The following is a 20,620-nucleotide window of genomic DNA, read 5'->3' on the forward strand; positions in this document are numbered from 1 at the left end:
CCGGCGGGCGGAAGATCCGCAGCACATGGCCTAGTCTCGGCGCATGGGTTTTCCCGGTGAACCGCCGCGCCGCCAGCCGTACGTCCTGCCCGACGCGCCGACACCGCCCTCGCGCGGTGAGCGCCCGCCCGGGCCCGCGTCGCACGACCGGCCCGGAGGCCCACCCGCCGGTGACGGCGGTTGGTTCGCCTCGCCGGGCAGGCCGCACGAACAGCCGTACGACCCCTCGGAACCCGGCGGCACGTCCGCGCAGCAGCCCTACCGCATGCCCGAGCCGCCGTACGCGCGCGAGCGGAACCCCGCGTCCGAGCCGCCCTATCCGCGGGAGCCGCGCGACGCGTTCGAGCCCCCGAGCGACCCCTCCGGACCCCGCGACGAGTCGGGACGGCCGTACGGCGCGCCGGAACGCCACGGAGCCGCCTCCCCCGGGGAGGGCGCCCGGCACGGCGCCGCGCCGTACGAGCGGGACCCCCGACCGCCCGCGGGGGCGTCGCGCGCCGATGAGCGGGCCGGGGCGTCGAAGCGTCCGCGTCAGGCGTGGAGCCCCTATGACGAGGGCCCCCGCTCCTACCGGCCGTTCATCTTCATCGGGGCCGGACTGGCCGTACTGGTCGCCGCGGGGTTCGGCCTGGCGGCCCTCGCCGGCTCCGACGACGTCCCGCCGGCCGCCACCGCGAGCCCGCCGGCCCGGACCTCCGGCGCGCAGCTGCCCGACGCGCCGGGCGGCAAGTTCGGGTTCGCCGCCTCGCGGGCCACCGATCCCAGCAGGCTCACCCTCAACGAGGTGTTCAAGCGGAAGAAGGTCGCCCACGGCGGCCAGCGGTTCGAGATGACCGTCCGCAGGAACGACACCAAGTGCAAGGACGCCGTGGTGGGCGACAAGCTGCAGAAGGCGCTCACCGACGGCAAGTGCACCCAGCTGCTGCGGGCCAGCTTCCGCGACTCCTCGGGGAAGATCATCGGCACCGTCGGGGTCGCCAACCTCAAGACGTCGGCCGCGGCGTCCAAGGTCGTCTCCACGGTGCGGGGCAAGTCCCTGGAGGAGTATCTCAAGGCGCTGCCCGGTAAGGACAAAGTCACCAAATCTCTCGGCAGCGGCGAGGCGTTCGCCGGCGGATGGGCCCACGGCCACTACGCCGTGCTGATCTGGTTCCAGTACAAGGACGGGCACCTGCCGAAGAAGACCGAGGTCAAGAAGTTGAACCAGGCGGCCTTCGGGGCCGTCGACGCGACCGTCACCCCCGTTCTGGAGGCGCGCTCGCTGACCGGGAAGCGCCCCTGACAGAGCGCCCGTCCGCCCGTTTCCGGCCCGGAAACGGGCGGGCCGGAAAGGGCGCGGACGTCCATACCCGCCTGACGATCTTGCGGCTATCGCTACGCTTCCCCGTATGCGTGGCCAGGAATCCGGGTCCGAGCACGAACGCGAAGCCGAACGTTCGGCCGCACCGACGACGCCGCCGCCGAGTTTCGGCCAGCCTTCGCCGCCGGTGCAGCGGACCGCCCCCTCAGGTGACGACCAGCCCTACGACCAGTCCCGCGACCCCTCGGCGTGGCCGGAGCGGGCTCCGGGCGCGGCCCAGCCGTGGACGGTCCCCGACGACGGTGCCCCCTACGACTGGTACGCCGACCCCGACGACGAGGTGTCGACCCCACAGCCCTCCCAGCCTCCACAGCCCCCCGCCTCGCGGCGCGGCGCCCCCCAGCCGGGGGCGTCCGTGCCGCCGGAGCACTCCGGCCCGCCCTGGGCGGGCCCCGCGGCCCCGCAGAGCCCCCAGGGCCCCCAGGACGCTCAGGGCGCTCAGGGCGCCGGATCCGGGGCGCCGCCGTGGGCGGCGGCCCCCCAGGCCCCCCAGGCCCCTCAGGGCCCCTCCTCGCCGCCGTGGGCCCCGCCGGTGGGACCGGGCGGGTCCGCTCCCTCCCCGTCCGGCCCCGCCTGGGCGGGTCCACCGGCCCCGCCGGGCGCGCCGGGCCGGCCCGGCGGTCCGGGCGACGGGCCCGGCGGCCCCGTCCCGCTGACCACCGCGCCGATCGTGCCGGGGGCCCCGCCCTGGCAGCCGCCGCCGGCCTTCACCGCCGCCGCCGCCGGGATGCAGGTCTGGCCCTCCACCGAACCCGGGGCCCACGACGCCCCGAGGTGGCCGGCCGCCACCGGCGAACCGGTCTGGACCGAGCACGACGACGCCGCGGGCCGTCCCGGCGAGTCAGGTGACGCCGCCGTACGGCCGCCCGGCGCGGGCGGCCCCGGGGGCGATCCCGCCGGTACGGCCGGGCCCGGCCGTCCGGCCGCCACGGAGCGGCCCGCCGCTCCCGCCGGTACGGCGCAGGACGGGCCCGCACCGGGGGACCCGGCCGCGCACGCCGGAACGGCCGCCCCCGGTTCTCCCGGTTCCCTCCCCGCGGCTCCCGCCGTACCGGACGCGGCCGCGCAGGCGCCCGCCGGACAGGCCCGGCCCGGCACGCCGGGCCCGGCACGCGAGGGCGCGGCGGCCCCCGGGACCGCGGAGGCCGCCTCCCCCGCGCCCCCCGGCCCGGCGCCGGCCGAGGAGGCGACCCCGCCGGGCGGCATACCGGAGCTGCCTCCGCTCTTCCCGCCCATCCCCGCGTCGCAGGCGGCCCAGCCGCCCGTCCCGATGCAGGCGGTCGCGCAGGAGCGCGGCCCCTTCACCCCACCCTCGGCGGTGGCGCCCGCCCCGCCCGCGCCGTCCACCGCGCCCCCCTCCGCCCGGCGGAACCGGGTCGTGATCCTGGCGGCCGCGGCGGTGGTCCTGGCGGCCGGCGTCGGCACCGGCGTCGTCCTCGTCCAGCGGTCCTCCGACGACCCGAAGCCGCCGGCCGTGGCCGAACCGGTCCCCACCACCGGGGAGGCCGGGCCCACGGACGACCCGGCGGCCGCGGAAGAACCGAAGCTGACCGACACCCAGGTGATCAACTCGGAGAAGACCGACCCCGGCAGGATGACCGTGAAGGACGCCTTCACCAAGAAGGTCACCGTGGGCTCGGCCACCTTCGTCCGGGTCAGGACCGACGTCACCAAGCAGTGCCAGGAGGCGGCGGCCGGGAAGTTCGCCAGCGCGCTGAGCAACCGCGACTGCCGTCAGGTGCTGCGGGCGACGTACGTGGACAAGAAGCGGAAGTACGCCGTGACCACCGGGATCGCCATACTGCCTGACCGGGCGTCGGCCATCGCGGCCGACCAGGAGAAGAACCTCGGCAGCAACCTGTGGTTCCGCGGCCTGCCCGGGTCCGCCGGCTCCGGGGCCGAGCGCGTGAGCATCGCCGGCGGCTACGCGTCGGGGATGGTGTGGGGCCGCTACATCGTCTTCAGCTACGCCACCTTCAGCGACGGCCACACCCCGGCGGCCAAGGAGAAGGTCCTCGGCAGGGTCAGCGGGGCCTTCCGCGACCAGACCGCCAAGGCCGTCGAGAAGCGCGCGGTGGCCGGGCAGGCGGGTCAGACCGGCGGCGCGGCCGTCACCGACTGAGCGTGCGCACCCGGCGGGTCTCTTTGGCCCGCCGGGCCAGCTCCCCGGGCTCGGGGTAGCGCACCTCCTCCAGGCACAGGCCGTGCGCCGGCGCGACGCGCACTCCGGAGTCGCGCACGGCCCGGGTCAGCACCCCGCCCGGCCAGTCCACCGGCAGGCGGCCCTCGCCGACGGGCAGCAGCGCCCCGATGAGCGCGCGGACCATCGAGTGGCAGAACGCGTCGGCCACCACGGTGGCCACCAGGACGTCGCCCTCCCGCACCCAGTCGAGCCGCTGCAGCTCGCGGATCGTGGTGGCGCCCTCGCGTTTCTTGCAGAACGCGGCGAAGTCGTGCTCGCCGAGCAGGGTCCGCGCCGCCTCGTTCAGCCTGCCGAGGTCGAGGGGCCGGCCGTACCAGATGACCTCGTGGCGCCGGAGCGGATCCACCCCGCCGGGCGCGTCGCAGACCCGGTAGGCGTAGCGGCGGGACACCGCGGAGAACCGCGCGTCGAAGCCCTCCGGGGCCACCGTGACGCCGTACACCCTGACGTCCGGCGGCAGGACCCCGGTGAGCCTGCGGCCCAGCACGGGAAGCCGTACGGCGACGCCCTCCGCCGTTTCGAGGCCGGGGAGGGGCTCGGTCCGGCGATGCCGGCTGTCCAGCGCGCCCAGCGTCCCGGCGTCCACGTCCACGTGCGCCACCTGGCCCCGGGCGTGGACCCCCGCGTCGGTCCGGCCGGCCACGGTCAGCGCCGGCGGCTCGGGGACCCTGAGGACCTTCCCGAGCGCCTCCTCGATCTCACCCTGGACCGTCCGCCGCCCCGGCTGCCTGGCCCAGCCGGAGAAGTCGGTGCCGTCGTAGGCGAGGTCCAGGCGCAGCCGTACCACGATGTTCCTCCCATGAAGCGCGCTTTGAGCTCAGAACCCCTGACGCGGAGCCCTTGAACGCGGAACGGGCCCGGCACCCGCGAAAGGGGATGCCGGGCCCGTTCAGCGGGCCTGACGGATCAGGCTTCGTCCTTCTTGGCCTCGGCCTCCTCGGCCTTCGGGGCCTCGGCGGTCTCCTCGGCCGGAGCCTCGGCGGCCGGGGTCTCCTCAGCCTTGGGGGCCTCGGTCTCCTCGGCCTTCGGGGCCGGGGCGGCCGGAGCCGTGGTGGTGCGGACCGTGTTCAGCGGCTCGGACACCAGCTCGATGACGGCCATCGGGGCGGCGTCGCCCTTGCGGTTACCGATCTTGGTGATCCGGGTGTAGCCACCGGGACGCTCGGCGAAGGTCGGGGCGATCTCCGTGAACAGGTGGTGGACGACGCCCTTGTCGCGGACGACGGTCATCACCTGGCGACGGTTGTGGATGTCGCCCTTCTTCGCCTTGGTGATCAGCCGCTCGGCCAGCGGGCGAAGCCGCTTGGCCTTGGCGACCGTGGTGGTGATCCGGCCGTGCTGGAACAGCTGGGTGGCCAGGTTCGACAGGATCAGCCGCTCGTGAGCAGGGCTTCCACCGAGACGGGCACCCTTGGTGGGCTGAGGCATTTCGATCTCCTTGTAGTTAACCCGCCCCGGCCGTACGAGGTACCGGGGTCGGGCCGGCGGGTCCTAGGACCCCCGATGATGAAACTCAGTACTGCTCGGTCTCGACGTACGCGCTGTCGTCGTCGTCGTAGCCGCCGCCGGCCACCGCGGTCGGGTCGAACCCGGGCGGGGAGTCCTTGAGCGCGAGCGACATCTCGTGCAGCTTCTGCTTGACCTCCTCGATGGACTTCGCACCGAAGTTGCGGATGTCCAGCAGGTCCTGCTCGCTGCGGGCCACGAGCTCACCCACGGTGTGGATGCCCTCGCGCTTGAGGCAGTTGTAGGAGCGGACCGTGAGGTTCAGCTCCTCGATCGGCAGCGCCAGGTCGGCGGCCAGGGCCGCGTCCGTCGGCGACGGGCCGATGTCGATGCCCTCGGCCTCGACGTTCAGCTCGCGGGCGAGGCCGAACAGCTCGACGAGGGTCTTGCCGGCCGAGGCCACCGCGTCGCGGGGCTTCATGCACGGCTTGGTCTCGACGTCCAGGATCAGACGGTCGAAGTCGGTGCGCTGCTCGACACGGGTCGCCTCGACCTTGTAGGTGACCTTGAGCACCGGGGAGTAGATGGAGTCGATCGGAATACGGCCGATCTCCTGGCCCGGCTGCTTGTTCTGCGCGGCGGAGACGTAGCCGCGACCGCGCTCGACGGTCAGCTCCATCTCCAGCTTCGCCTTGCCGTTCAGGGTGGCGATGCGCAGCTCGGGGTTGTGCACCTCGACGCCCGCGGGGGGCGCGATGTCGGCGGCGGTGACGTCACCGGGGCCCTGCTTGCGCAGGTACATCACGACCGGCTCGTCGTGCTCGGAGGACACGACCAGCTCCTTGAGGTTCAGGATGATGTCGGTGACATCCTCCTTGACCCCCGGGACGGTCGAGAACTCGTGCAGCACGCCCTCGATGCGGATGCTCGTCACGGCCGCGCCCGGGATGGACGACAGCAGCGTGCGGCGCAGCGAGTTGCCGATGGTGTAGCCGAAGCCCGGCTCCAGCGGCTCGATGACGAACTTGGAGCGGGTCTCCTCGAGGGACTCCTCGAGGAGGGTGGGACGCTGAGCGATCAGCATGTGGGTTCTCCCCCTGGATGGCGACGCCCGCTATTTGACGTCGCTCGCTACAAACAGCATAGGTGCCGTACGGCTCAGCCGTACGGCACCCGCGTGAGCGCTACTTGGAGTAGAGCTCGACGATCAGCTGCTCCTGGACCTGCGTGTCGATCTGCTGACGGACCGGGAGCTGGTGGACCAGGATGCGCATGGCCTCGGGGGCCACACCCAGCCAGGCCGGGAAGGTACGGTCACCGGCGGTGGCGCGGGCGACCTCGTAGGGCAGGAGGTTGCGCGAACGCTCCCGCACCTCGACGATGTCGTGCTCGCGAACGCGGTACGACGGGATGTCGACCTTCTTGCCGTTCACCAGGAAGTGGCCGTGGCGCACCTGCTGGCGGGCGGCGTCGCGGGACTCGGCGAAGCCGGCGCGGTAGACCACGTTGTCGAGACGGCTCTCCAGGATCTGGAGGAGGTTCTCGCCGGTCTTGCCGCCCTTGCGGTTGGCTTCCTCGTAGTAGTTGCGGAACTGCTTCTCGAGGATGCCGTAGATGCGGCGGGTCTTCTGCTTCTCACGAAGCTGGAGCTGGTACTCAGACTCCTTCGGACGGCCGCGGCCGTGCTCACCCGGCGGGTAAGGACGGATCTCGATGGGGCACTTCGCGGACTCGCACTTCTTGCCCTTGAGGAAGAGCTTGGTCTTCTCCCTGCGGCAGAGCTTGCAGTCCGCACCCGTGTAACGAGCCATTTTCTATCTTCTCCTGGGCGTCAGACGCGACGGCGCTTGGGCGGACGGCAGCCGTTGTGCGGCACGGGGGTGACGTCCTGGATGGACCCGACCTCGAGCCCGGTCGCCTGCAGCGAGCGGATCGCGGTCTCACGGCCGGAGCCGGGGCCCTTGACGAAGACGTCGACCTTGCGCATGCCGTGCTCCATGGCGCGGCGGGCGGCGTTCTCAGCGGCCATCTGGGCGGCGAACGGGGTGGACTTACGAGAGCCCTTGAACCCGACGTGGCCGGCGCTGGCCCAGGAGATCACGTTCCCGTTCGGGTCGGTGATCGAGACGATCGTGTTGTTGAACGTGCTCTTGATGTGGGCGTGCCCATGAGCGACGTTCTTCTTCTCCTTGCGACGCACCTTCTTGGGCGCGCCCTGGCGGCTCTTAGGAGGCATTGCTTGCCTTCACTCCTGAGGTCTTCGGTCCTGCGGCTGCGCGGACTACTTCTTACCGGGCTTCTTCTTGCCGGCGACGGTCTTCTTCTTGCCCTTGCGGGTACGCGCGTTGGTCTGCGTGCGCTGACCGTGCACGGGAAGGCCGCGGCGGTGCCGGATGCCCTGGTAGCACTGAATCTCGATCTTGCGGCGGATGTCGGCCTGGACCTCGCGGCGGAGGTCACCTTCGATCTTGAAGTTGGCCTCGATGTAGTCACGCAGCGGGACGAGCTCGTCGTCCGTGAGCTGGTGAACGCGAAGGTCGCCGCTCACACCGGTGGCCTTGAGGGCCTCCAGCGCGCGGGTGCGGCCGATTCCGTAAATGTAGGTGAGAGCGATCTCCAGCCGCTTGTCGCGGGGGAGGTCGACGCCAACCAGGCGAGCCATGGTCGGGCATTCTCCTTCGTTGTGGCGGAGGTCCTGCGCCGCACTGCCCCTCCCCATGCCCAGGGGCGAGGGCCCCGGCCTCCGACCGGGGGTCTCCCGCGTGGTCCGGCCCGGTGAGGGCCGCCTGCACGGGTGTGAGACGCGCTTGCTTTCTTCGGCCCCACATGGGACGAGTCCGCCACGTGGAGCGGACTCATGTAAGGCCTTGCTCTTCGACTAGCCCTGGCGCTGCTTGTGGCGCAGGTTGTCGCAGATCACCATGACGCGACCGTGCCGGCGGATCACCTTGCACTTGTCGCAGATCTTCTTGACGCTCGGCTTGACCTTCATAGTCCTAATTCGTCCCTCAGACGCTTACTTGTATCGGTAGACGATCCGCCCACGACTGAGGTCGTAGGGGCTCAGTTCGACGACAACCCGGTCGTCGGGAAGGATCCGGATGTAGTGCATTCGCATCCGCCCGCTGATGTGGGCCAGGACCTTGTGGCCGTTGTCGAGCTGCACCCGGAACATCGCATTCGGGAGCGACTCAACCACAGTGCCCTCGATCTCGATGGCGCCGTCTTTCTTGGCCATGGCCCTCGCGTTTCACTGATCGGTCGTCTGAGGCATCGGAACACTAAGCAGCCGCGACCACGCGCTTCGATGAGAGCGACGGTTGCGAACCGCCGACGCGCAATGGTCATAGTGAACCGAAGAAGGAGTGTACGGCACCGGGCGATGAAATGCGAAACAGACGGCCGGTACCTTGACACAACCGCTATCCAGGATACCTCAGATCGGGCCGTCCCCTTGCGCCGCCGGGGTCTCGCGGTCGCCGCGCGCCCGGCGGCCGATCGCCAGCGTCAGCCCCGTCCCCAGCACCGTCACCACGGTGGCGAGCGCCCCGAACAGCCACAGCGTCCGGACGGCGGACGCCGCCTCCGCCTCCCGGTCCGGGTCCCCGCCGGAGTGCCCGGCGGGCAGCGGCGCGCCCACCGTGAACGTGCCGTTGTACGGCCCGCCCCGGACGCAGCGGACCGTGACGACGTAGGAGCCGGGGGTGGTGTCGAAGCTGACGCGGGCGGTGCCGTACATCGCGCCGTCGTGGTCGCCGAGCCGGGCGGAGGTGCTGTCGAAGGCGGCGGAGTAGGCGACGGCGGGGGCGACGCACGGGTCGACGGAGACGATCACGAGCTGTCCCGGGCGGGCCGTGGACGGGGTGACGCTCACGTCGTCCCCCGCGGCGGCGCCACCGGAGAGCACGAACACGACCGCGCACATCCCGAGGACTCTCACGCACGTCGCGACGTCGCGACCAGGCCCCATCGCCCACCCCCACCTCACGGCCCACCGATGGCGATCATGTACCCGGCCGCCCGGTGACCAAGATCCTCAGGGGGTAAAGATCACGCACAACGCCGGAAAGGCCCCCCGGCGGCGGACCGCCGGAGGGCCTTTCCGGAAGACGAGGGTCTCGTACGGCCACGGCCCGGCCGTACGGTGCCGGGCCCGGCACCGGGGGACCGTCAGGGATCCCGGCGGCGGCCCGAGCCGGAGAACATCGTGATGACCAGCAGGACCATGCCCCACGGCCCCATCACCCACAGCGGCCAGGGATAGGCGAAGTCGAGACCGCTCACCAGGCCGACGAAGAACCAGATCCCCCAGTTGACGGCGCCGACCACCGCCCAGGCCTGCCACGCCTCCTTGAGGTCGCCGGACCCCTTGCCGGACTTGGCCTTCCCGCTCCGCTCCGGCTGCCGGGAGACGGGCTCGGGAAGGCTCCGCAGATCGACGTCGGGGAGGTCGGAGGTCAGCCGGGCCAGCTCGCCGTAGGTCTTGCTGGTGTAGAGCTGCTCCAGACGCTCGTCGAACTCCTCCGTGGTGAGCCGGCCCTGCGCGTAGTGCTCCCTCAGCGCCGCGGCGACCCTGTCACGGTCTCCGTCAGAGGCTCGCATCTCCGGACCAACCGCCATCGGCATCACATCCGCTCACCGGCGGGCAGATCGCCTAGCCCGCGTCTCCCAACAGGTCGGCAAGCCGCTCTCTTCCCCCGTCAAGGGCGGTCAGTACCCACGGACCATTATCGGTCACCGCGACGCTGTGTTCGAAGTGCGCGGAGGCCTTTCCGTCGACGGTCACGACGGTCCAGTCGTCGGCCAGCACCCTGGTCCGGTCGGTGCCGAGGTTCAGCATCGGCTCCACGGCGAGGCACATGCCCGCCTCGAAGCGCGGCCCCCGGCCCGGGCGGCCGTGGTTGGCGACCCACGGGTCCATGTGCATCTCGGTGCCGATGCCGTGCCCGCCGTACTCCTGGGGGATGCCGTAGCGGCCCTGGGAACGGACGTACCTCTCGATCTCGTGGCCGATGTCGGAGAGGTGGCGGCCGACGGTGAGCGCGGCGATGCCCCGCCACATGGCCTCCTCGGTGACCCGCATCAGCTCGGTCAGCTTGGGATCCACCTCGCCCACCGGGATCGTGACGGCGGAGTCGCCGTGCCAGCCGTCGAGGATGGCCCCGCAGTCGATCGAGATGATGTCGCCCTCGCGCAGCGGGCGCCGGTCGCTCGGTATCCCGTGGACGACCTCGTCGTTCACCGACGCGCAGATCGTCGCCGGGAAGCCCTGGTAGCCCTTGAAGGAGGGGATCGCGCCCTCGTCCCTGATGGCCTTCTCCGCGATGCCGTCGAGGTCCAGCGGGGTCATCCCCGGCTGGACGCTCTCGCGGAGCAGTTGCAGCGTCCGGCCGACCACCAGGCCCGCCGCCCGCATCTTCTCCAGCTGCTCGGGCGTCTTCAGCTGGATTCCGTGCCTGTTCTTCTTGAACACGTGCGCACCCCCTGGGGTGGTTCAACGGGCGGTCGAGGGGCCCAATTCCCCCGATTCTGCCCTAAATGACAACACGCCACCCGTGGGGTTTCCATGGGTGGCGTGCTGGATGACATGTCTCCGGACTTCCGGCCCCGGCTCCGCGGGTCGTTCCCCGGGAACGGGACCCGAGCCGGGCCGTTCCCGGTCCGGGACCTGGGCGGGCCGCTAGTCGGCGAAGGGACGCAGGGCCTCCATCGCGCGCTGGGTGATCTCCTCCACCGGACCGGTGGCGTCCACGCCGACCAGGAGGTTCTCGTCGGCGTAGAAGGAGACGAGCGGGGCGGTCTGCTCCTGGTAGACCTCCAGCCGGTGGCGGACGGTCTCCTCGGAGTCGTCCTCGCGCTGGTACAGCCGGCCGCCGCAGACGTCGCAGACGTCGTCCTTCTTGTCGTCGAAGTCGACGTGCCAGATGCGGCCGCACTGGCCGCAGGTACGGCGGCCCGCCAGCCTGCGCACGACCTCCTCGTCGTCGACCACGAGTTCGAGGACGACGTCGAGGGCCGCGCCGAACTCCGAGAGCATCTTCTTCAGGATCTCGGCCTGGGGCACGTTCCTGGGGAAGCCGTCGAGCAGGAAACCGTCCTGCGCGTCGCTCTCCGAGAGGCGGTCGCGGACCATCGCGATCGTCACCTCGTCGGGCACGAGGTCGCCGCGGTCCATGTACTCCTTGGCAATCCTGCCGAGCTCCGTGCCGCCCGAGACGTTGGCACGGAAGATGTCACCTGTCGAGATCTTCGGGATGGACAGGTTCGATGCGATGAACTGGGCCTGCGTCCCCTTACCCGCTCCGGGGGGCCCGACCAGGACGAGACGCACTACTTCAGGAAGCCTTCGTAGTTGCGCTGCTGGAGCTGGCTCTCGATCTGCTTCACGGTGTCGAGACCGACACCAACCATGATCAGAATGCTCGTTCCTCCGAACGGGAAGTTCTGACTCGCACCGACGACCGCGAGCGCGACGATCGGCACCATGGAGATCAGGCCCAGGTACAGCGCGCCGGGAGCGGTCAGCCTCGTGAGCACATAGTTCAGGTACTCAGCCGTCGGCCGGCCCGGGCGGATGCCCGGGATGAAACCACCGTACTTCTTCATGTTGTCGGCCACTTCAACGGGGTTGAAGGTGATGGACACGTAGAAGTAGGTGAAGAAGACGATGAGCACGAAGAAGGTGGCCATGTACGCCGGGGTGTCGCCCCGCACCAGGTTCTGCTCGATCCACTGGACGACCTGGTTCGGCTCCTCCGCGGAGTTGCTGAAGAGGGTCGTGAGCAGCTGCGGGAGATACAGCAGCGAGGAGGCGAAGATGACGGGGATGATGCCCGCCTGGTTCACCTTCAGGGGGATGTAGGTCGAGGTCCCGCCGTACATCCGGCGGCCGACCATTCGCTTGGCGTACTGCACGGGAACCCGGCGTTGCGCCTGCTCGACCATGACCACCAGGGCGATCATCGCGATACCGGTGATGATCACCACCGCGAAGACGAAGGCGCCCTTCTGGCGGGCGATGTTCAGCAGCTCGGCCGGGAAGACCGCGATCACCTGGGTGAAGATCAGGATGGACATGCCGTTGCCGACGCCGCGGTCGGTGACGAGCTCACCCAGCCACATGATGACGCCGGTGCCGGCGGTCATCGTCAGCACCATCGTGATGATGGCGAAGATGTTGTCCTTGTCGATGAGGATCTCCTCGCGGCACTGCGGGAACAGCTGCCCGCTGCGCGCGAGGGCGATGAAGGCGGTGGACTGCAGGATCGCCAGGCCGATCGTCAGATAACGCGTGTACTGCGTGATCTTCGACTGCCCCGCCTGCCCCTCCTTCTTCAGGGCCTCCAGCCGGGGAATGACCACCACGAGGAGCTGGAGGATGATGCTCGCGGTGATGTAGGGCATGATGCCCAGCGCGAACACTGAAAGTTTCAGCAGGGCGCCACCGCTGAACAGCTGCACCATGCCGTAGATGTTTCCGGAATCGCCGGCCTGCGCCTGCTGGAGGCATCGGGCGATGTTCTCGTTGTTTACACCCGGGGTCGGAAGAACCGAGCCGAGTCGGAAAAGCGCGATGATGCCCAGTGTGAAGAGCAGCTTCTTACGCAGGTCCGGCGTACGGAACGCTCGGGTAAACGCGGTCAGCACGGTCCCTCCTGCGCGCCTGAAAGGCGAGGTCGGTCAACTATGGTGCGGGGGTGGCGCATCTTTACTATCTCAAGTCAACGAGCCCGCGTGAGTAGTCGAAGCCCACTGTCCAGCGAACTCTAACGCACTACGGGCGCGGGGGCCCATTATGAGCCCCCGCGCCACGTCATGCCATGCCTACAGCTCGGAGACGGAGCCACCGGCAGCGGCGATCTTCTCCTTCGCGCTGGCGGAGAAGGCGTGCGCCTGCACGTTCAACGCCACGGAGATGTCGCCGGTACCGAGCACCTTCACCGGCTGCTTCTTGCGAACCGCACCCCTGGCGATCAGCGCCTCGATGGTGACGTCGCCACCCTCGGGGAAGAGCTCGCCGAGCCTGTCCAGATTGACGACCTGGTAGGTCGTCTTGAACATGGCGTTGGAGAAGCCCTTCAGCTTGGGCAGGCGACGCTGGAGCGGAACGTTGCCACCCTCGAAACCGGGGGTGTTGGTGGTCCTGGCGTGCGTGCCCTTGGTGCCACGGCCCGCGGTCTTGCCCTTGGACGCCTCGCCGCGACCCTTGCGGACCTTCGACTTGTTGGCGCCGGGAGCCGGCCGCAGGTGGTGAATACGGAGCGGAGTGTTCTCTGCCATGTCTAGTCGACCTCTTCCACGGTGACGAGGTGCGTCACCACGGAGACCATGCCGCGGATCTCCGGGCGGTCCTCCTTGACGACGACATCGCCGATGCGCTTCAGACCGAGCGAGCGCAGCGAGTCACGCTGGTTCTGCTTGCCACCGATCTTCGAGCGAACCTGAGTGATCTTCAGGCGTGCCATCGCCTAGCTCACCGCCTTAGCCGCCGCGGCCTCGGCGATGCCCTCGGCACGAGCCTTGAGCATGGCCTTGGGCGCGACGTCCTCGATCGGCAGGCCACGGCGGGCGGCGATCTCCTCGGGCCTGCTGAGGCCCTTCAGAGCCGCCACGGTGGCGTGCACGATGTTGATCGGGTTGTCCGAGCCCAGAGACTTGGACAGCACGTCGTGGATGCCGGCGCACTCCAGCACGGCGCGCACCGGGCCACCGGCGATGACGCCGGTACCGGGCGAGGCCGGGCGGAGGAAGACGACACCGGCCGCCTCCTCACCCTGCACGATGTGCGGGATGGTGCCCTGGATGCGGGGCACGCGGAAGAAGTGCTTCTTGGCCTCCTCGACGCCCTTGGCGATGGCCGCGGGCACCTCCTTGGCCTTGCCGTAGCCGACGCCGACCAGACCGTTGCCGTCGCCGACGACGACGAGGGCGGTGAAGCTGAAGCGTCGACCACCCTTCACGACCTTGGCCACTCGGTTGATCTTCACGACGCGCTCGATGTACGAGACGCCCTTGTCAGCGTTGCCACCGCGGCGGTCGTCACGACGACCATCACGCCGCTCGCCACCGGCGGCACCACCGCGACGCGGTGCTCCAGCCATTAGTGGTTCCTCTTCTCATTCGTAAGACGGGCCATCAGAACTCCAGCCCGCCTTCGCGGGCGCTGTCCGCGAGGGCCGCGATGCGACCCGCGTAGCGGTTGCCACCGCGGTCGAACACGACGGCGGTGATCCCGGCGGCCTTGGCCCGCTGAGCGAGAAGCTCGCCGACCTGCTTGGCCTTGTCGGTCTTGGCGCCGGCGGCCGAACGCAGGGAGGCGTCCATGGTGGAGGCGCTCACCAGCGTGTGGCCCTGAGCGTCGTCGACGATCTGGACGAACAGGTGCCGCGTGGAGCGGTTGACGACCAGGCGGGGACGCTCGGCCGTACCGACGACCTTCTTGCGGACTCGGCCGTGGCGGCGGGCCCGCGAGACGGCGCGGGCGGCCGTGTGCTTGCCGAACGCAGTCTTGCCAGCCATGCCTACTTACCAGCCTTTCCGACCTTGCGGCGGACAACCTCGCCCTGGTAGCGCACACCCTTGCCCTTGTACGGGTCGGGCTTGCGCAGCTTGCGGATGTTCGCGGCGATCTCGCCGACCTTCTGCTTGTCGATGCCGTCCACGTGGAACAGCGTCGGCTTCTCGACGCGGAAGGAGATGCCCTCCGGCGCGTCGATGATCACCGGGTGGCTGAAGCCGAGCGAGAACTCAAGCTGGGTCGGGCCCTTGGCCTGGACGCGGTAACCGACGCCCACGATCTCCAGGGTCTTGGAGTATCCCTGGGTCACACCGGTCACCATGTTGGCGATCAGCGTGCGGGACAGGCCGTGCAGCGCACGGATCTTGTTCTCGTCGCTGGGGCGCGTGACGGTCACATTGCCGTCCTCACCCTTGGCGACCTCGATCGGCTCAGCGACCGTGTGTGAAAGCGTGCCCTTGGGGCCCTTGACCGTAACATTCCGGCCATCGATGGCGATGTCCACGCCGTTCGGTACAGGGATGGGCAGCCGTCCGATTCGCGACATGCTGTGACTTCTCCCTTCTACCAAACGAAGGCGAGGACTTCCCCGCCCACTCCACGCTTGCTGGCCTGCTTGTCGGTCATCAGACCGCCGGACGTCGAAATGATCGCGACGCCCAGCCCGCCCAGAACCCGAGGCAGGTTGTCCTTCTTCGCATAGACCCGCAGGCCGGGCTTGGAGACCCGGCGCAGGCCAGAGAGCGAACGCTCACGGTTCTGCCCGAACTTGAGCTCCACCACGAGGTTCTTTCCAACCTTGGCGTCTTCGACGCTCCAGGACTGGATGTAACCCTCCTGCTGGAGGATCTCGGCGATGTGCGCCTTGATCTTCGAGTACGGCATCGCCACGGTGTCGTGGTACGCCGAGTTCGCGTTTCGCAGACGCGTGAGCATGTCTGCGATCGGGTCGGTCATCGTCATGGCCGGTGGCCTTCCTCACCGCGGTTTCCCCAGGGGACCTGCGGTGCGGTCATGGGCGCCTGGAACGGCGCCCGGTGAATGGACTTACTGGTGTGGCCGGTGGCGCCGCGCGGCTCCACGTGCCCCGATGGGACCCGTACGGCCGCGCGGACGGCTACCAGCTCGACTTGGTGATGCCGGGCAGCTCGCCCCGGTGCGCCATCTCGCGGAAGCAGATGCGGCACAGGCCGAACTTCCGGAAAACGGCGCGCGGGCGACCACAGCGCGAGCACCGAGTGTACGCCCGGACCTCGAACTTGGCCTTGCGAGCAGCCTTGACCTTGAGCGACGTCTTCGCCATGATCAGGCCTCCTTGAAGGGGAATCCGAGGTGCTTGAGCAGCGCCCGGCCCTGGTCGTCGGTCTTAGCGGTGGTCACGACCGTGATGTCCATGCCCCGCTGGCGGTCGATCTTGTCCTGGTCGACCTCGTGGAACATGACCTGCTCGGTGAGGCCGAAGGTGTAGTTGCCGTTGCCGTCGAACTGCTTGGGCGACAGACCGCGGAAGTCGCGGATACGCGGCAGCGCCAGCGACAGCAGCCGGTCCAGGAACTCCCACATCCGGTCGCCGCGCAGCGTGACGTGGGCGCCGATCGGCATGCCCTCACGCAGCTTGAACTGGGCGATGGACTTGCGGGCCCGGACGACGGCCGGCTTCTGACCGGTGATCGCGGTGAGGTCGCGGACGGCGCCTTCGATGAGCTTCGAGTCGCGAGCGGCCTCGCCGACGCCCATGTTCACCTTGATCTTGGTGATCGTGGGCACCAGCATGATGTTCTCGATCCCGAACTCCTCGCGCAGCTTCGCGATGATCTCCTCGCGGTAGCGCTGCTTGAGGCGCGGGGCGGGCCGCGCGGCCTGGACGGTCTCGGTGGTCTCAGCGGTCATCAGTTGTCCTCACCCGACTCGTCGGAGGCGGACTTGGCCGACTCCTTCTTGGCAGGCTTCTCGTCATCCTTGAGCTTCTTGACGTTGCTCACGTGGATGGGAGCCTCCATGGTCTGCACACCGCCGGTCTTGGCGCCGCGCGGGCCCTGGTGGGTCTCCTTGGAGTGCTTCTTGATCAGGTTGACGCCCTCGACCACCACGCGCTCCTCGCGCGGGAAGGCGGCGATCACCCGGCCCTTGGCACCCTTGTCCTTGCCGGCGATGACCTGAACCAGGTCACCCTTCTTCACGTGAAGCTTCGGCATTTACAACACCTCCGGCGCGAGCGAGATGATGCGCATGAACTTCTTGTCACGCAGCTCGCGTCCGACCGGACCGAAGATACGCGTGCCACGAGGGTCACCGCTGTCCTTGATGATGACGGCGGCGTTCTCGTCGAAGCGGATGTAGGAGCCGTCGGGCCGGCGGCGCTCCTTGACAGTGCGGACGACGACCGCCTTGACGACGTCGCCCTTCTTCACGGTGCCGCCCGGAATGGCGTCCTTGACCGTGGCGACGATGATGTCGCCGATTCCCGCGTAGCGCCGGCCTGAGCCACCGAGCACCCGGATGCAAAGGATCTCCTTGGCACCCGTGTTGTCGGCGACCTTGAGCCGCGACTCCTGCTGGATCACTTGTACTCCTGTTTGTCTCGCCGGTTCTCACCCTCGGGTGAGCCTTGCGGAACCTGCTGGGTCTTTTTCCCCCGGGACAGCCCTGCGGGCGGGTCCGCCCGTCGCAGCCTACGCGGTGCGACGGGGTTCTGCCGCCTGCGGGCCGCCGCCGCAGGCGGGGCGAAGGTCTTCTTCGCCCCCTTGGACACCACCGTGGGGAGTGAACGGATCACTCCCCACGGGGCGCGCGTTCTTTACTTGGCCTTCTCGAGGATCTCGACGACCCGCCAGCGCTTGCTGGCCGACAGCGGCCGGGTCTCCATCAGAAGAACGCGGTCGCCGACGCCGCAGGCGTTGGCCTCGTCGTGCGCCTTGTACTTGGTCGTCCGGCGGATGACCTTGCCGTACAGCGGGTGCTTGACGCGGTCCTCAACGGCGACCACGACGGTCTTGTCCATCTTGTCGCTGACGACCAGGCCCTCACGGGTCTTGCGGTAGTTCCGCGCCTGGGTCGTGCTCTCAGCGGTCTCAGCCATCGATCGACTCCTTCTCAACCGTAACGATGCCGAGCTCCCGCTCACGCATCACGGTGTAGATACGGGCGATCTCGCGGCGGACGGCGCGCAGCCGCCCATGGCTCTCCAACTGGCCGGTCGCGGCCTGGAAGCGGAGGTTGAACAGCTCCTCCTTGGCTTCCTTCAGCTTCTGGACCAGGGTGTCCTGGTCCTCCGCCCGCAGCTCACCGGCGGTCAGGCCCTTAGCCATCACGCCTCACCCACTTCACGCTTGACGAACCGGCACTTCATCGGGAGCTTGTGCATCGCACGACGCAGAGCCTCACGAGCCACCGGCTCGGCGACGCCCGACAGCTCGAACATGACGCGCCCGGGCTTGACGTTGGCGATCCACCACTCCGGCGAACCCTTACCGGAACCCATGCGGGTCTCGGCCGGCTTCTTGGTCAGCGGACGGTCCGGGTAGATGTTGATCCAGACCTTGCCGCCACGCTTGATGTGCCGGGTCATCGCGATACGAGCCGACTCGATCTGGCGGTTGGTCACGTAGGAGTGCTCAAGCGCCTGGATGCCGAACTCGCCGAACACGACCCTGGTGCCACCCTTGGCGGCGCCGTGACGGTCAGGCCGGTGCTGCTTGCGGTGCTTGACCCTGCGAGGGATCAGCATGGTCAGCTCCCTTCAGCACCCGGCTGCGTAGCCGGGCCGGTCTCGGGGGCAGCCTGCGAGGCCGCCTCGTTCCTGGGGGCGCGGTCACCGCGACCGGCGCCACCGCGGCGCGGACGGTCGCCGGCGCCACGACGAGGACGGTCGGCGCCGCCACGACGGTCGTCGCGGTCGCGACGCTGACCGGCGCGGGCGCCGGCGGCGGCCGCCTCGCGCTCGGCGCGGCTGGTCGGGGCCTCACCCTTGTAGATCCACACCTTCACGCCGATGCGGCCGAAGGTGGTGCGGGCCTCGTAGAGGCCGTAGTCGATGTCGGCGCGGAGCGTGTGCAGGGGCACGCGGCCCTCGCGGTAGAACTCCGAACGCGACATCTCGGCGCCGCCCAGACGGCCGGAGCACTGCACCCGGATGCCCTTGGCGCCGCTCTTCATCGCCGACTGCATCGCCTTGCGCATGGCCCGCCGGAACGAGACACGGCTGGACAGCTGCTCGGCCACACCCTGCGCGACGAGCTGGGCGTCGATCTCGGGGTTCTTGACCTCGAGGATGTTCAGCTGGACCTGCTTCTTGGTCAGCTTCTCGAGGTCACCGCGGATCCGGTCGGCCTCGGCGCCGCGGCGGCCGATGACGATGCCCGGACGGGCGGTGTGGATGTCGACCTGTACCCGGTCGGTGGTCCGCTCGATCTCCACCTTGGAGATGCCGGCCCGCTCCATGCCCTTCTTGAGCATGCGGCGGATCGCCACGTCCTCGGCGACGTACGACTTGTAGAGCTTGTCGGCATACCACCGGCTCTTGAAGTCGGTCGTGATGCCGAGGCGGAACCCGTGCGGGTTTACCTTCTGACCCACTAGCGGGTCCTCCCCTTCGGCTCGCGGGACTCCACGATCACGGTGATGTGGCTCGTCCGCTTGTTGATCCGATAGGCACGACCCTGGGCGCGGGGACGGAACCGCTTCAGGGTCGGGCCCTCGTCGACCCACGCACGGCTCACGAAGAGCGTGTCGCGGTCGAGCTTGAAGTTGTGCTCCGCGTTCGCAATGGCGCTCGACAGCACCTTGTACACGGTCTCGCTCGCCGCCTGGGGAGCGAACTGCAGCACGGCCTGCGCCTCCGAAGCGGGCAGCCCGCGAATGAGGTCCACCACACGGCGGGCCTTCATGGGCGTGTGGCGCGCGAACCGCACCTGAGCCCTGGCTTCCATCGCTTACTCCTCTTACTTCTGCTTCGCTGAGGCGCTTACCGCCGGCTGCGGCGGTCTTCCTTGACGTGGCTGCGGAACGTCCGCGTGGGGGCGAACTCGCCGAGCTTGTGACCGATCATCGACTCGGTGACGAACACCGGGACATGCTTGCGGCCGTCGTGGACGGCGATCGTGTGACCGAGCATGTCGGGCACGATCATGGAGCGCCGCGACCACGTCTTGATGACGTTCTTGGTGCCCTTCTCGTTCTGCGAGTCCACCTTCTTCTGAAGGTGGTCGTCCACGAAGGGACCCTTCTTAAGGCTACGTGGCATTTTGGCTGCTCCTACCGCTTCTTCCGCTTGGTCCTACGGCGGATGATCAGCCGGTCGCTGGCCTTGTTCGCCGCACGAGTACGACCCTCGGGCTTGCCCTTGGGGTTCACCGGGTGACGGCCGCCGGAGGTCTTACCCTCACCACCACCGTGCGGGTGGTCGACCGGGTTCATCGCGACACCGCGAACGGTGGGGCGCTTGCCCTTCCACCGCATACGGCCGGCCTTACCCCAGTTGATGTTGCCCTGCTCGGCGTTGCCGACCTGGCCGATGGAGGCCCGGCAGCGGACGTCGACCTGGCGCATTTCGCCGGAGGGCATGCGCAGCGTGGCGTACTGGCCCTCCTTGGCGAGAAGCTGGATCTGCGCACCGGCGGACCGGCCCAGCTTGGCGCCACCACCCGGACGGAGCTCCACCGCGTGGATGAAGGTACCGGTCGGGATGTTGCGCAGCGGGAGGCAGTTACCCGGCTTGATGTCGGCCGTGGGGCCGTTCTCGATCAGGTCGCCCTGCTTGAGACCGGTCGGGCAGAGGATGTAGCGCTTCTCCCCGTCGGCGTAGTGCAGCAGTGCGATGCGGGAGGTGCGGTTCGGGTCGTACTCGATGTGAGCGACCTTGGCCGGGATCCCGTCCTTGTCGTGGCGCCGGAAGTCGATGATCCGGTAGGCGCGCTTGTGGCCGCCGCCCTGGTGACGGGTGGTGACCCTGCCGTGGACGTTGCGGCCGCCCTTGCTGTGCAGGGGCGCCAGCAGCGACTTCTCGGGCGTGCTGCGCGTGATCTCGGCGAAGTCCGAGACGCTGGCGCCGCGGCGACCCGGGGTCGTCGGCTTGAGCTTACGGATGCCCATCTTT

At 69.3% G+C, this 20,620-nt stretch carries 32 protein-coding genes; 2 read left to right on the forward strand and 30 right to left on the reverse strand.

All coding sequences use genetic code 11. The features are described from left to right. Positions 1-43 precede the first annotated feature (43 nt). Positions 44-1,282, forward strand: a complete 1,239-nt coding sequence (locus HDA43_RS11295) for a hypothetical protein (protein WP_179819669.1) — start codon at positions 44-46, stop codon at positions 1,280-1,282. A gap of 106 nt (positions 1,283-1,388) precedes the next feature. After that, complete coding sequence (locus HDA43_RS11300; protein WP_179819670.1) at positions 1,389-3,482, forward strand: hypothetical protein; 2,094 nt, start codon at positions 1,389-1,391, stop codon at positions 3,480-3,482. Here HDA43_RS11300 and truA read toward each other — a convergent pair. The 30 genes from truA to rplB form a co-directional block, all read right to left on the reverse strand. Beyond that, complete coding sequence (truA, locus tag HDA43_RS11305; protein ID WP_179819671.1) at positions 3,472-4,350, reverse strand: tRNA pseudouridine(38-40) synthase TruA; 879 nt, start codon at positions 4,348-4,350, stop codon at positions 3,472-3,474. The two genes, HDA43_RS11300 and truA, sit on opposite strands and share 11 nt — an antisense overlap. Before the next feature lie 119 nt (positions 4,351-4,469). Further along, positions 4,470-4,991, reverse strand: coding sequence for a 50S ribosomal protein L17 (rplQ, locus tag HDA43_RS11310; RefSeq protein WP_179819672.1), 522 nt, complete (start codon positions 4,989-4,991; stop codon positions 4,470-4,472). Positions 4,992-5,076: 85 nt separating this feature from the next. Beyond that, on the reverse strand, positions 5,077-6,093 hold the full coding sequence (locus tag HDA43_RS11315) for a DNA-directed RNA polymerase subunit alpha (RefSeq protein ID WP_179819673.1): 1,017 nt from the start codon (positions 6,091-6,093) through the stop codon (positions 5,077-5,079). A 100-nt stretch (positions 6,094-6,193) separates the two neighbouring features. Continuing rightward, positions 6,194-6,820 carry a 30S ribosomal protein S4 gene (rpsD, locus tag HDA43_RS11320; RefSeq protein ID WP_179819674.1) on the reverse strand — a complete coding sequence of 209 codons (627 nt, stop codon included), beginning with the start codon at positions 6,818-6,820 and terminating at the stop codon, positions 6,194-6,196. Positions 6,821-6,840: 20 nt separating this feature from the next. Beyond that, on the reverse strand, positions 6,841-7,245 hold the full coding sequence (rpsK, locus tag HDA43_RS11325; RefSeq protein WP_020542285.1) for a 30S ribosomal protein S11: 405 nt from the start codon (positions 7,243-7,245) through the stop codon (positions 6,841-6,843). A gap of 45 nt (positions 7,246-7,290) precedes the next feature. Then, positions 7,291-7,671 carry a 30S ribosomal protein S13 gene (gene rpsM / locus HDA43_RS11330; protein ID WP_179819675.1) on the reverse strand — a complete coding sequence of 127 codons (381 nt, stop codon included), beginning with the start codon at positions 7,669-7,671 and terminating at the stop codon, positions 7,291-7,293. Positions 7,672-7,887: 216 nt separating this feature from the next. Next, on the reverse strand, positions 7,888-8,001 hold the full coding sequence (gene rpmJ, locus HDA43_RS11335) for a 50S ribosomal protein L36 (protein WP_003956441.1): 114 nt from the start codon (positions 7,999-8,001) through the stop codon (positions 7,888-7,890). A gap of 24 nt (positions 8,002-8,025) precedes the next feature. Beyond that, entirely contained in the window at positions 8,026-8,247 is a 222-nt protein-coding gene (infA, locus tag HDA43_RS11340) for a translation initiation factor IF-1 (RefSeq protein ID WP_012887858.1), read from the reverse strand. Positions 8,248-8,445: 198 nt separating this feature from the next. Then, a complete protein-coding gene (locus HDA43_RS11345; protein ID WP_179819676.1) occupies positions 8,446-8,934 on the reverse strand; it encodes a hypothetical protein in 489 nt (162 codons plus the stop codon). Between the two features lie 245 nt (positions 8,935-9,179). Further along, complete coding sequence (locus HDA43_RS11350) at positions 9,180-9,611, reverse strand: DUF1707 SHOCT-like domain-containing protein (RefSeq protein WP_246423957.1); 432 nt, start codon at positions 9,609-9,611, stop codon at positions 9,180-9,182. Between the two features lie 52 nt (positions 9,612-9,663). After that, on the reverse strand, positions 9,664-10,482 hold the full coding sequence (map, locus tag HDA43_RS11355; protein WP_179819678.1) for a type I methionyl aminopeptidase: 819 nt from the start codon (positions 10,480-10,482) through the stop codon (positions 9,664-9,666). Between the two features lie 207 nt (positions 10,483-10,689). Then, positions 10,690-11,340 carry an adenylate kinase gene (locus tag HDA43_RS11360; RefSeq protein WP_179819679.1) on the reverse strand — a complete coding sequence of 217 codons (651 nt, stop codon included), beginning with the start codon at positions 11,338-11,340 and terminating at the stop codon, positions 10,690-10,692. Further along, positions 11,340-12,656, reverse strand: a complete 1,317-nt coding sequence (secY, locus tag HDA43_RS11365; protein ID WP_179819680.1) for a preprotein translocase subunit SecY — start codon at positions 12,654-12,656, stop codon at positions 11,340-11,342. Before secY ends, HDA43_RS11360 begins: the two co-directional genes overlap by 1 nt. A gap of 177 nt (positions 12,657-12,833) precedes the next feature. Next, a complete protein-coding gene (gene rplO, locus HDA43_RS11370) occupies positions 12,834-13,289 on the reverse strand; it encodes a 50S ribosomal protein L15 (RefSeq protein ID WP_179819681.1) in 456 nt (151 codons plus the stop codon). Positions 13,290-13,291: 2 nt separating this feature from the next. Then, the gene (rpmD, locus tag HDA43_RS11375) at positions 13,292-13,474 is read right to left on the reverse strand and encodes a 50S ribosomal protein L30 (protein ID WP_068896549.1); all 183 of its coding nucleotides are present in this window, start codon (positions 13,472-13,474) and stop codon (positions 13,292-13,294) included. A 3-nt stretch (positions 13,475-13,477) separates the two neighbouring features. After that, the gene (gene rpsE / locus HDA43_RS11380; protein ID WP_179819682.1) at positions 13,478-14,110 is read right to left on the reverse strand and encodes a 30S ribosomal protein S5; all 633 of its coding nucleotides are present in this window, start codon (positions 14,108-14,110) and stop codon (positions 13,478-13,480) included. 34 nt (positions 14,111-14,144) lie between these two features. Then, positions 14,145-14,528, reverse strand: coding sequence for a 50S ribosomal protein L18 (gene rplR, locus HDA43_RS11385; RefSeq protein ID WP_179819683.1), 384 nt, complete (start codon positions 14,526-14,528; stop codon positions 14,145-14,147). 2 nt (positions 14,529-14,530) lie between these two features. Next, on the reverse strand, positions 14,531-15,073 hold the full coding sequence (rplF, locus tag HDA43_RS11390; RefSeq protein WP_179819684.1) for a 50S ribosomal protein L6: 543 nt from the start codon (positions 15,071-15,073) through the stop codon (positions 14,531-14,533). A 17-nt stretch (positions 15,074-15,090) separates the two neighbouring features. Continuing rightward, positions 15,091-15,489 carry a 30S ribosomal protein S8 gene (gene rpsH, locus HDA43_RS11395; protein WP_179819685.1) on the reverse strand — a complete coding sequence of 133 codons (399 nt, stop codon included), beginning with the start codon at positions 15,487-15,489 and terminating at the stop codon, positions 15,091-15,093. 154 nt (positions 15,490-15,643) lie between these two features. Continuing rightward, positions 15,644-15,829, reverse strand: coding sequence for a type Z 30S ribosomal protein S14 (locus HDA43_RS11400; protein WP_068896544.1), 186 nt, complete (start codon positions 15,827-15,829; stop codon positions 15,644-15,646). A 2-nt stretch (positions 15,830-15,831) separates the two neighbouring features. Next, entirely contained in the window at positions 15,832-16,416 is a 585-nt protein-coding gene (gene rplE, locus HDA43_RS11405; RefSeq protein ID WP_179819686.1) for a 50S ribosomal protein L5, read from the reverse strand. Next, complete coding sequence (rplX, locus tag HDA43_RS11410; protein ID WP_179819687.1) at positions 16,416-16,721, reverse strand: 50S ribosomal protein L24; 306 nt, start codon at positions 16,719-16,721, stop codon at positions 16,416-16,418. Before rplX ends, rplE begins: the two co-directional genes overlap by 1 nt. Continuing rightward, complete coding sequence (gene rplN, locus HDA43_RS11415) at positions 16,722-17,090, reverse strand: 50S ribosomal protein L14 (protein WP_179819688.1); 369 nt, start codon at positions 17,088-17,090, stop codon at positions 16,722-16,724. It lies immediately after the preceding gene. A 233-nt stretch (positions 17,091-17,323) separates the two neighbouring features. Continuing rightward, positions 17,324-17,605, reverse strand: coding sequence for a 30S ribosomal protein S17 (gene rpsQ, locus HDA43_RS11420; RefSeq protein WP_179819689.1), 282 nt, complete (start codon positions 17,603-17,605; stop codon positions 17,324-17,326). Next, positions 17,598-17,834 carry a 50S ribosomal protein L29 gene (rpmC, locus tag HDA43_RS11425; RefSeq protein WP_068928352.1) on the reverse strand — a complete coding sequence of 79 codons (237 nt, stop codon included), beginning with the start codon at positions 17,832-17,834 and terminating at the stop codon, positions 17,598-17,600. Before rpmC ends, rpsQ begins: the two co-directional genes overlap by 8 nt. Continuing rightward, on the reverse strand, positions 17,834-18,253 hold the full coding sequence (rplP, locus tag HDA43_RS11430; protein WP_012887838.1) for a 50S ribosomal protein L16: 420 nt from the start codon (positions 18,251-18,253) through the stop codon (positions 17,834-17,836). Before rplP ends, rpmC begins: the two co-directional genes overlap by 1 nt. Before the next feature lie 2 nt (positions 18,254-18,255). Then, the gene (rpsC, locus tag HDA43_RS11435; protein WP_179819690.1) at positions 18,256-19,101 is read right to left on the reverse strand and encodes a 30S ribosomal protein S3; all 846 of its coding nucleotides are present in this window, start codon (positions 19,099-19,101) and stop codon (positions 18,256-18,258) included. Beyond that, entirely contained in the window at positions 19,101-19,454 is a 354-nt protein-coding gene (rplV, locus tag HDA43_RS11440) for a 50S ribosomal protein L22 (protein WP_179819691.1), read from the reverse strand. Before rplV ends, rpsC begins: the two co-directional genes overlap by 1 nt. A 35-nt stretch (positions 19,455-19,489) precedes the next feature. After that, the gene (gene rpsS / locus HDA43_RS11445) at positions 19,490-19,768 is read right to left on the reverse strand and encodes a 30S ribosomal protein S19 (RefSeq protein WP_179819692.1); all 279 of its coding nucleotides are present in this window, start codon (positions 19,766-19,768) and stop codon (positions 19,490-19,492) included. Positions 19,769-19,779: 11 nt separating this feature from the next. Further along, the gene (rplB, locus tag HDA43_RS11450; protein ID WP_179819693.1) at positions 19,780-20,616 is read right to left on the reverse strand and encodes a 50S ribosomal protein L2; all 837 of its coding nucleotides are present in this window, start codon (positions 20,614-20,616) and stop codon (positions 19,780-19,782) included. Positions 20,617-20,620: the final 4 nt, after the last annotated feature.

Source organism: Streptosporangium sandarakinum, from assembly GCF_013409935.1.
In the GTDB taxonomy this organism is placed as follows: domain Bacteria; phylum Actinomycetota; class Actinomycetes; order Streptosporangiales; family Streptosporangiaceae; genus Streptosporangium; species Streptosporangium nondiastaticum.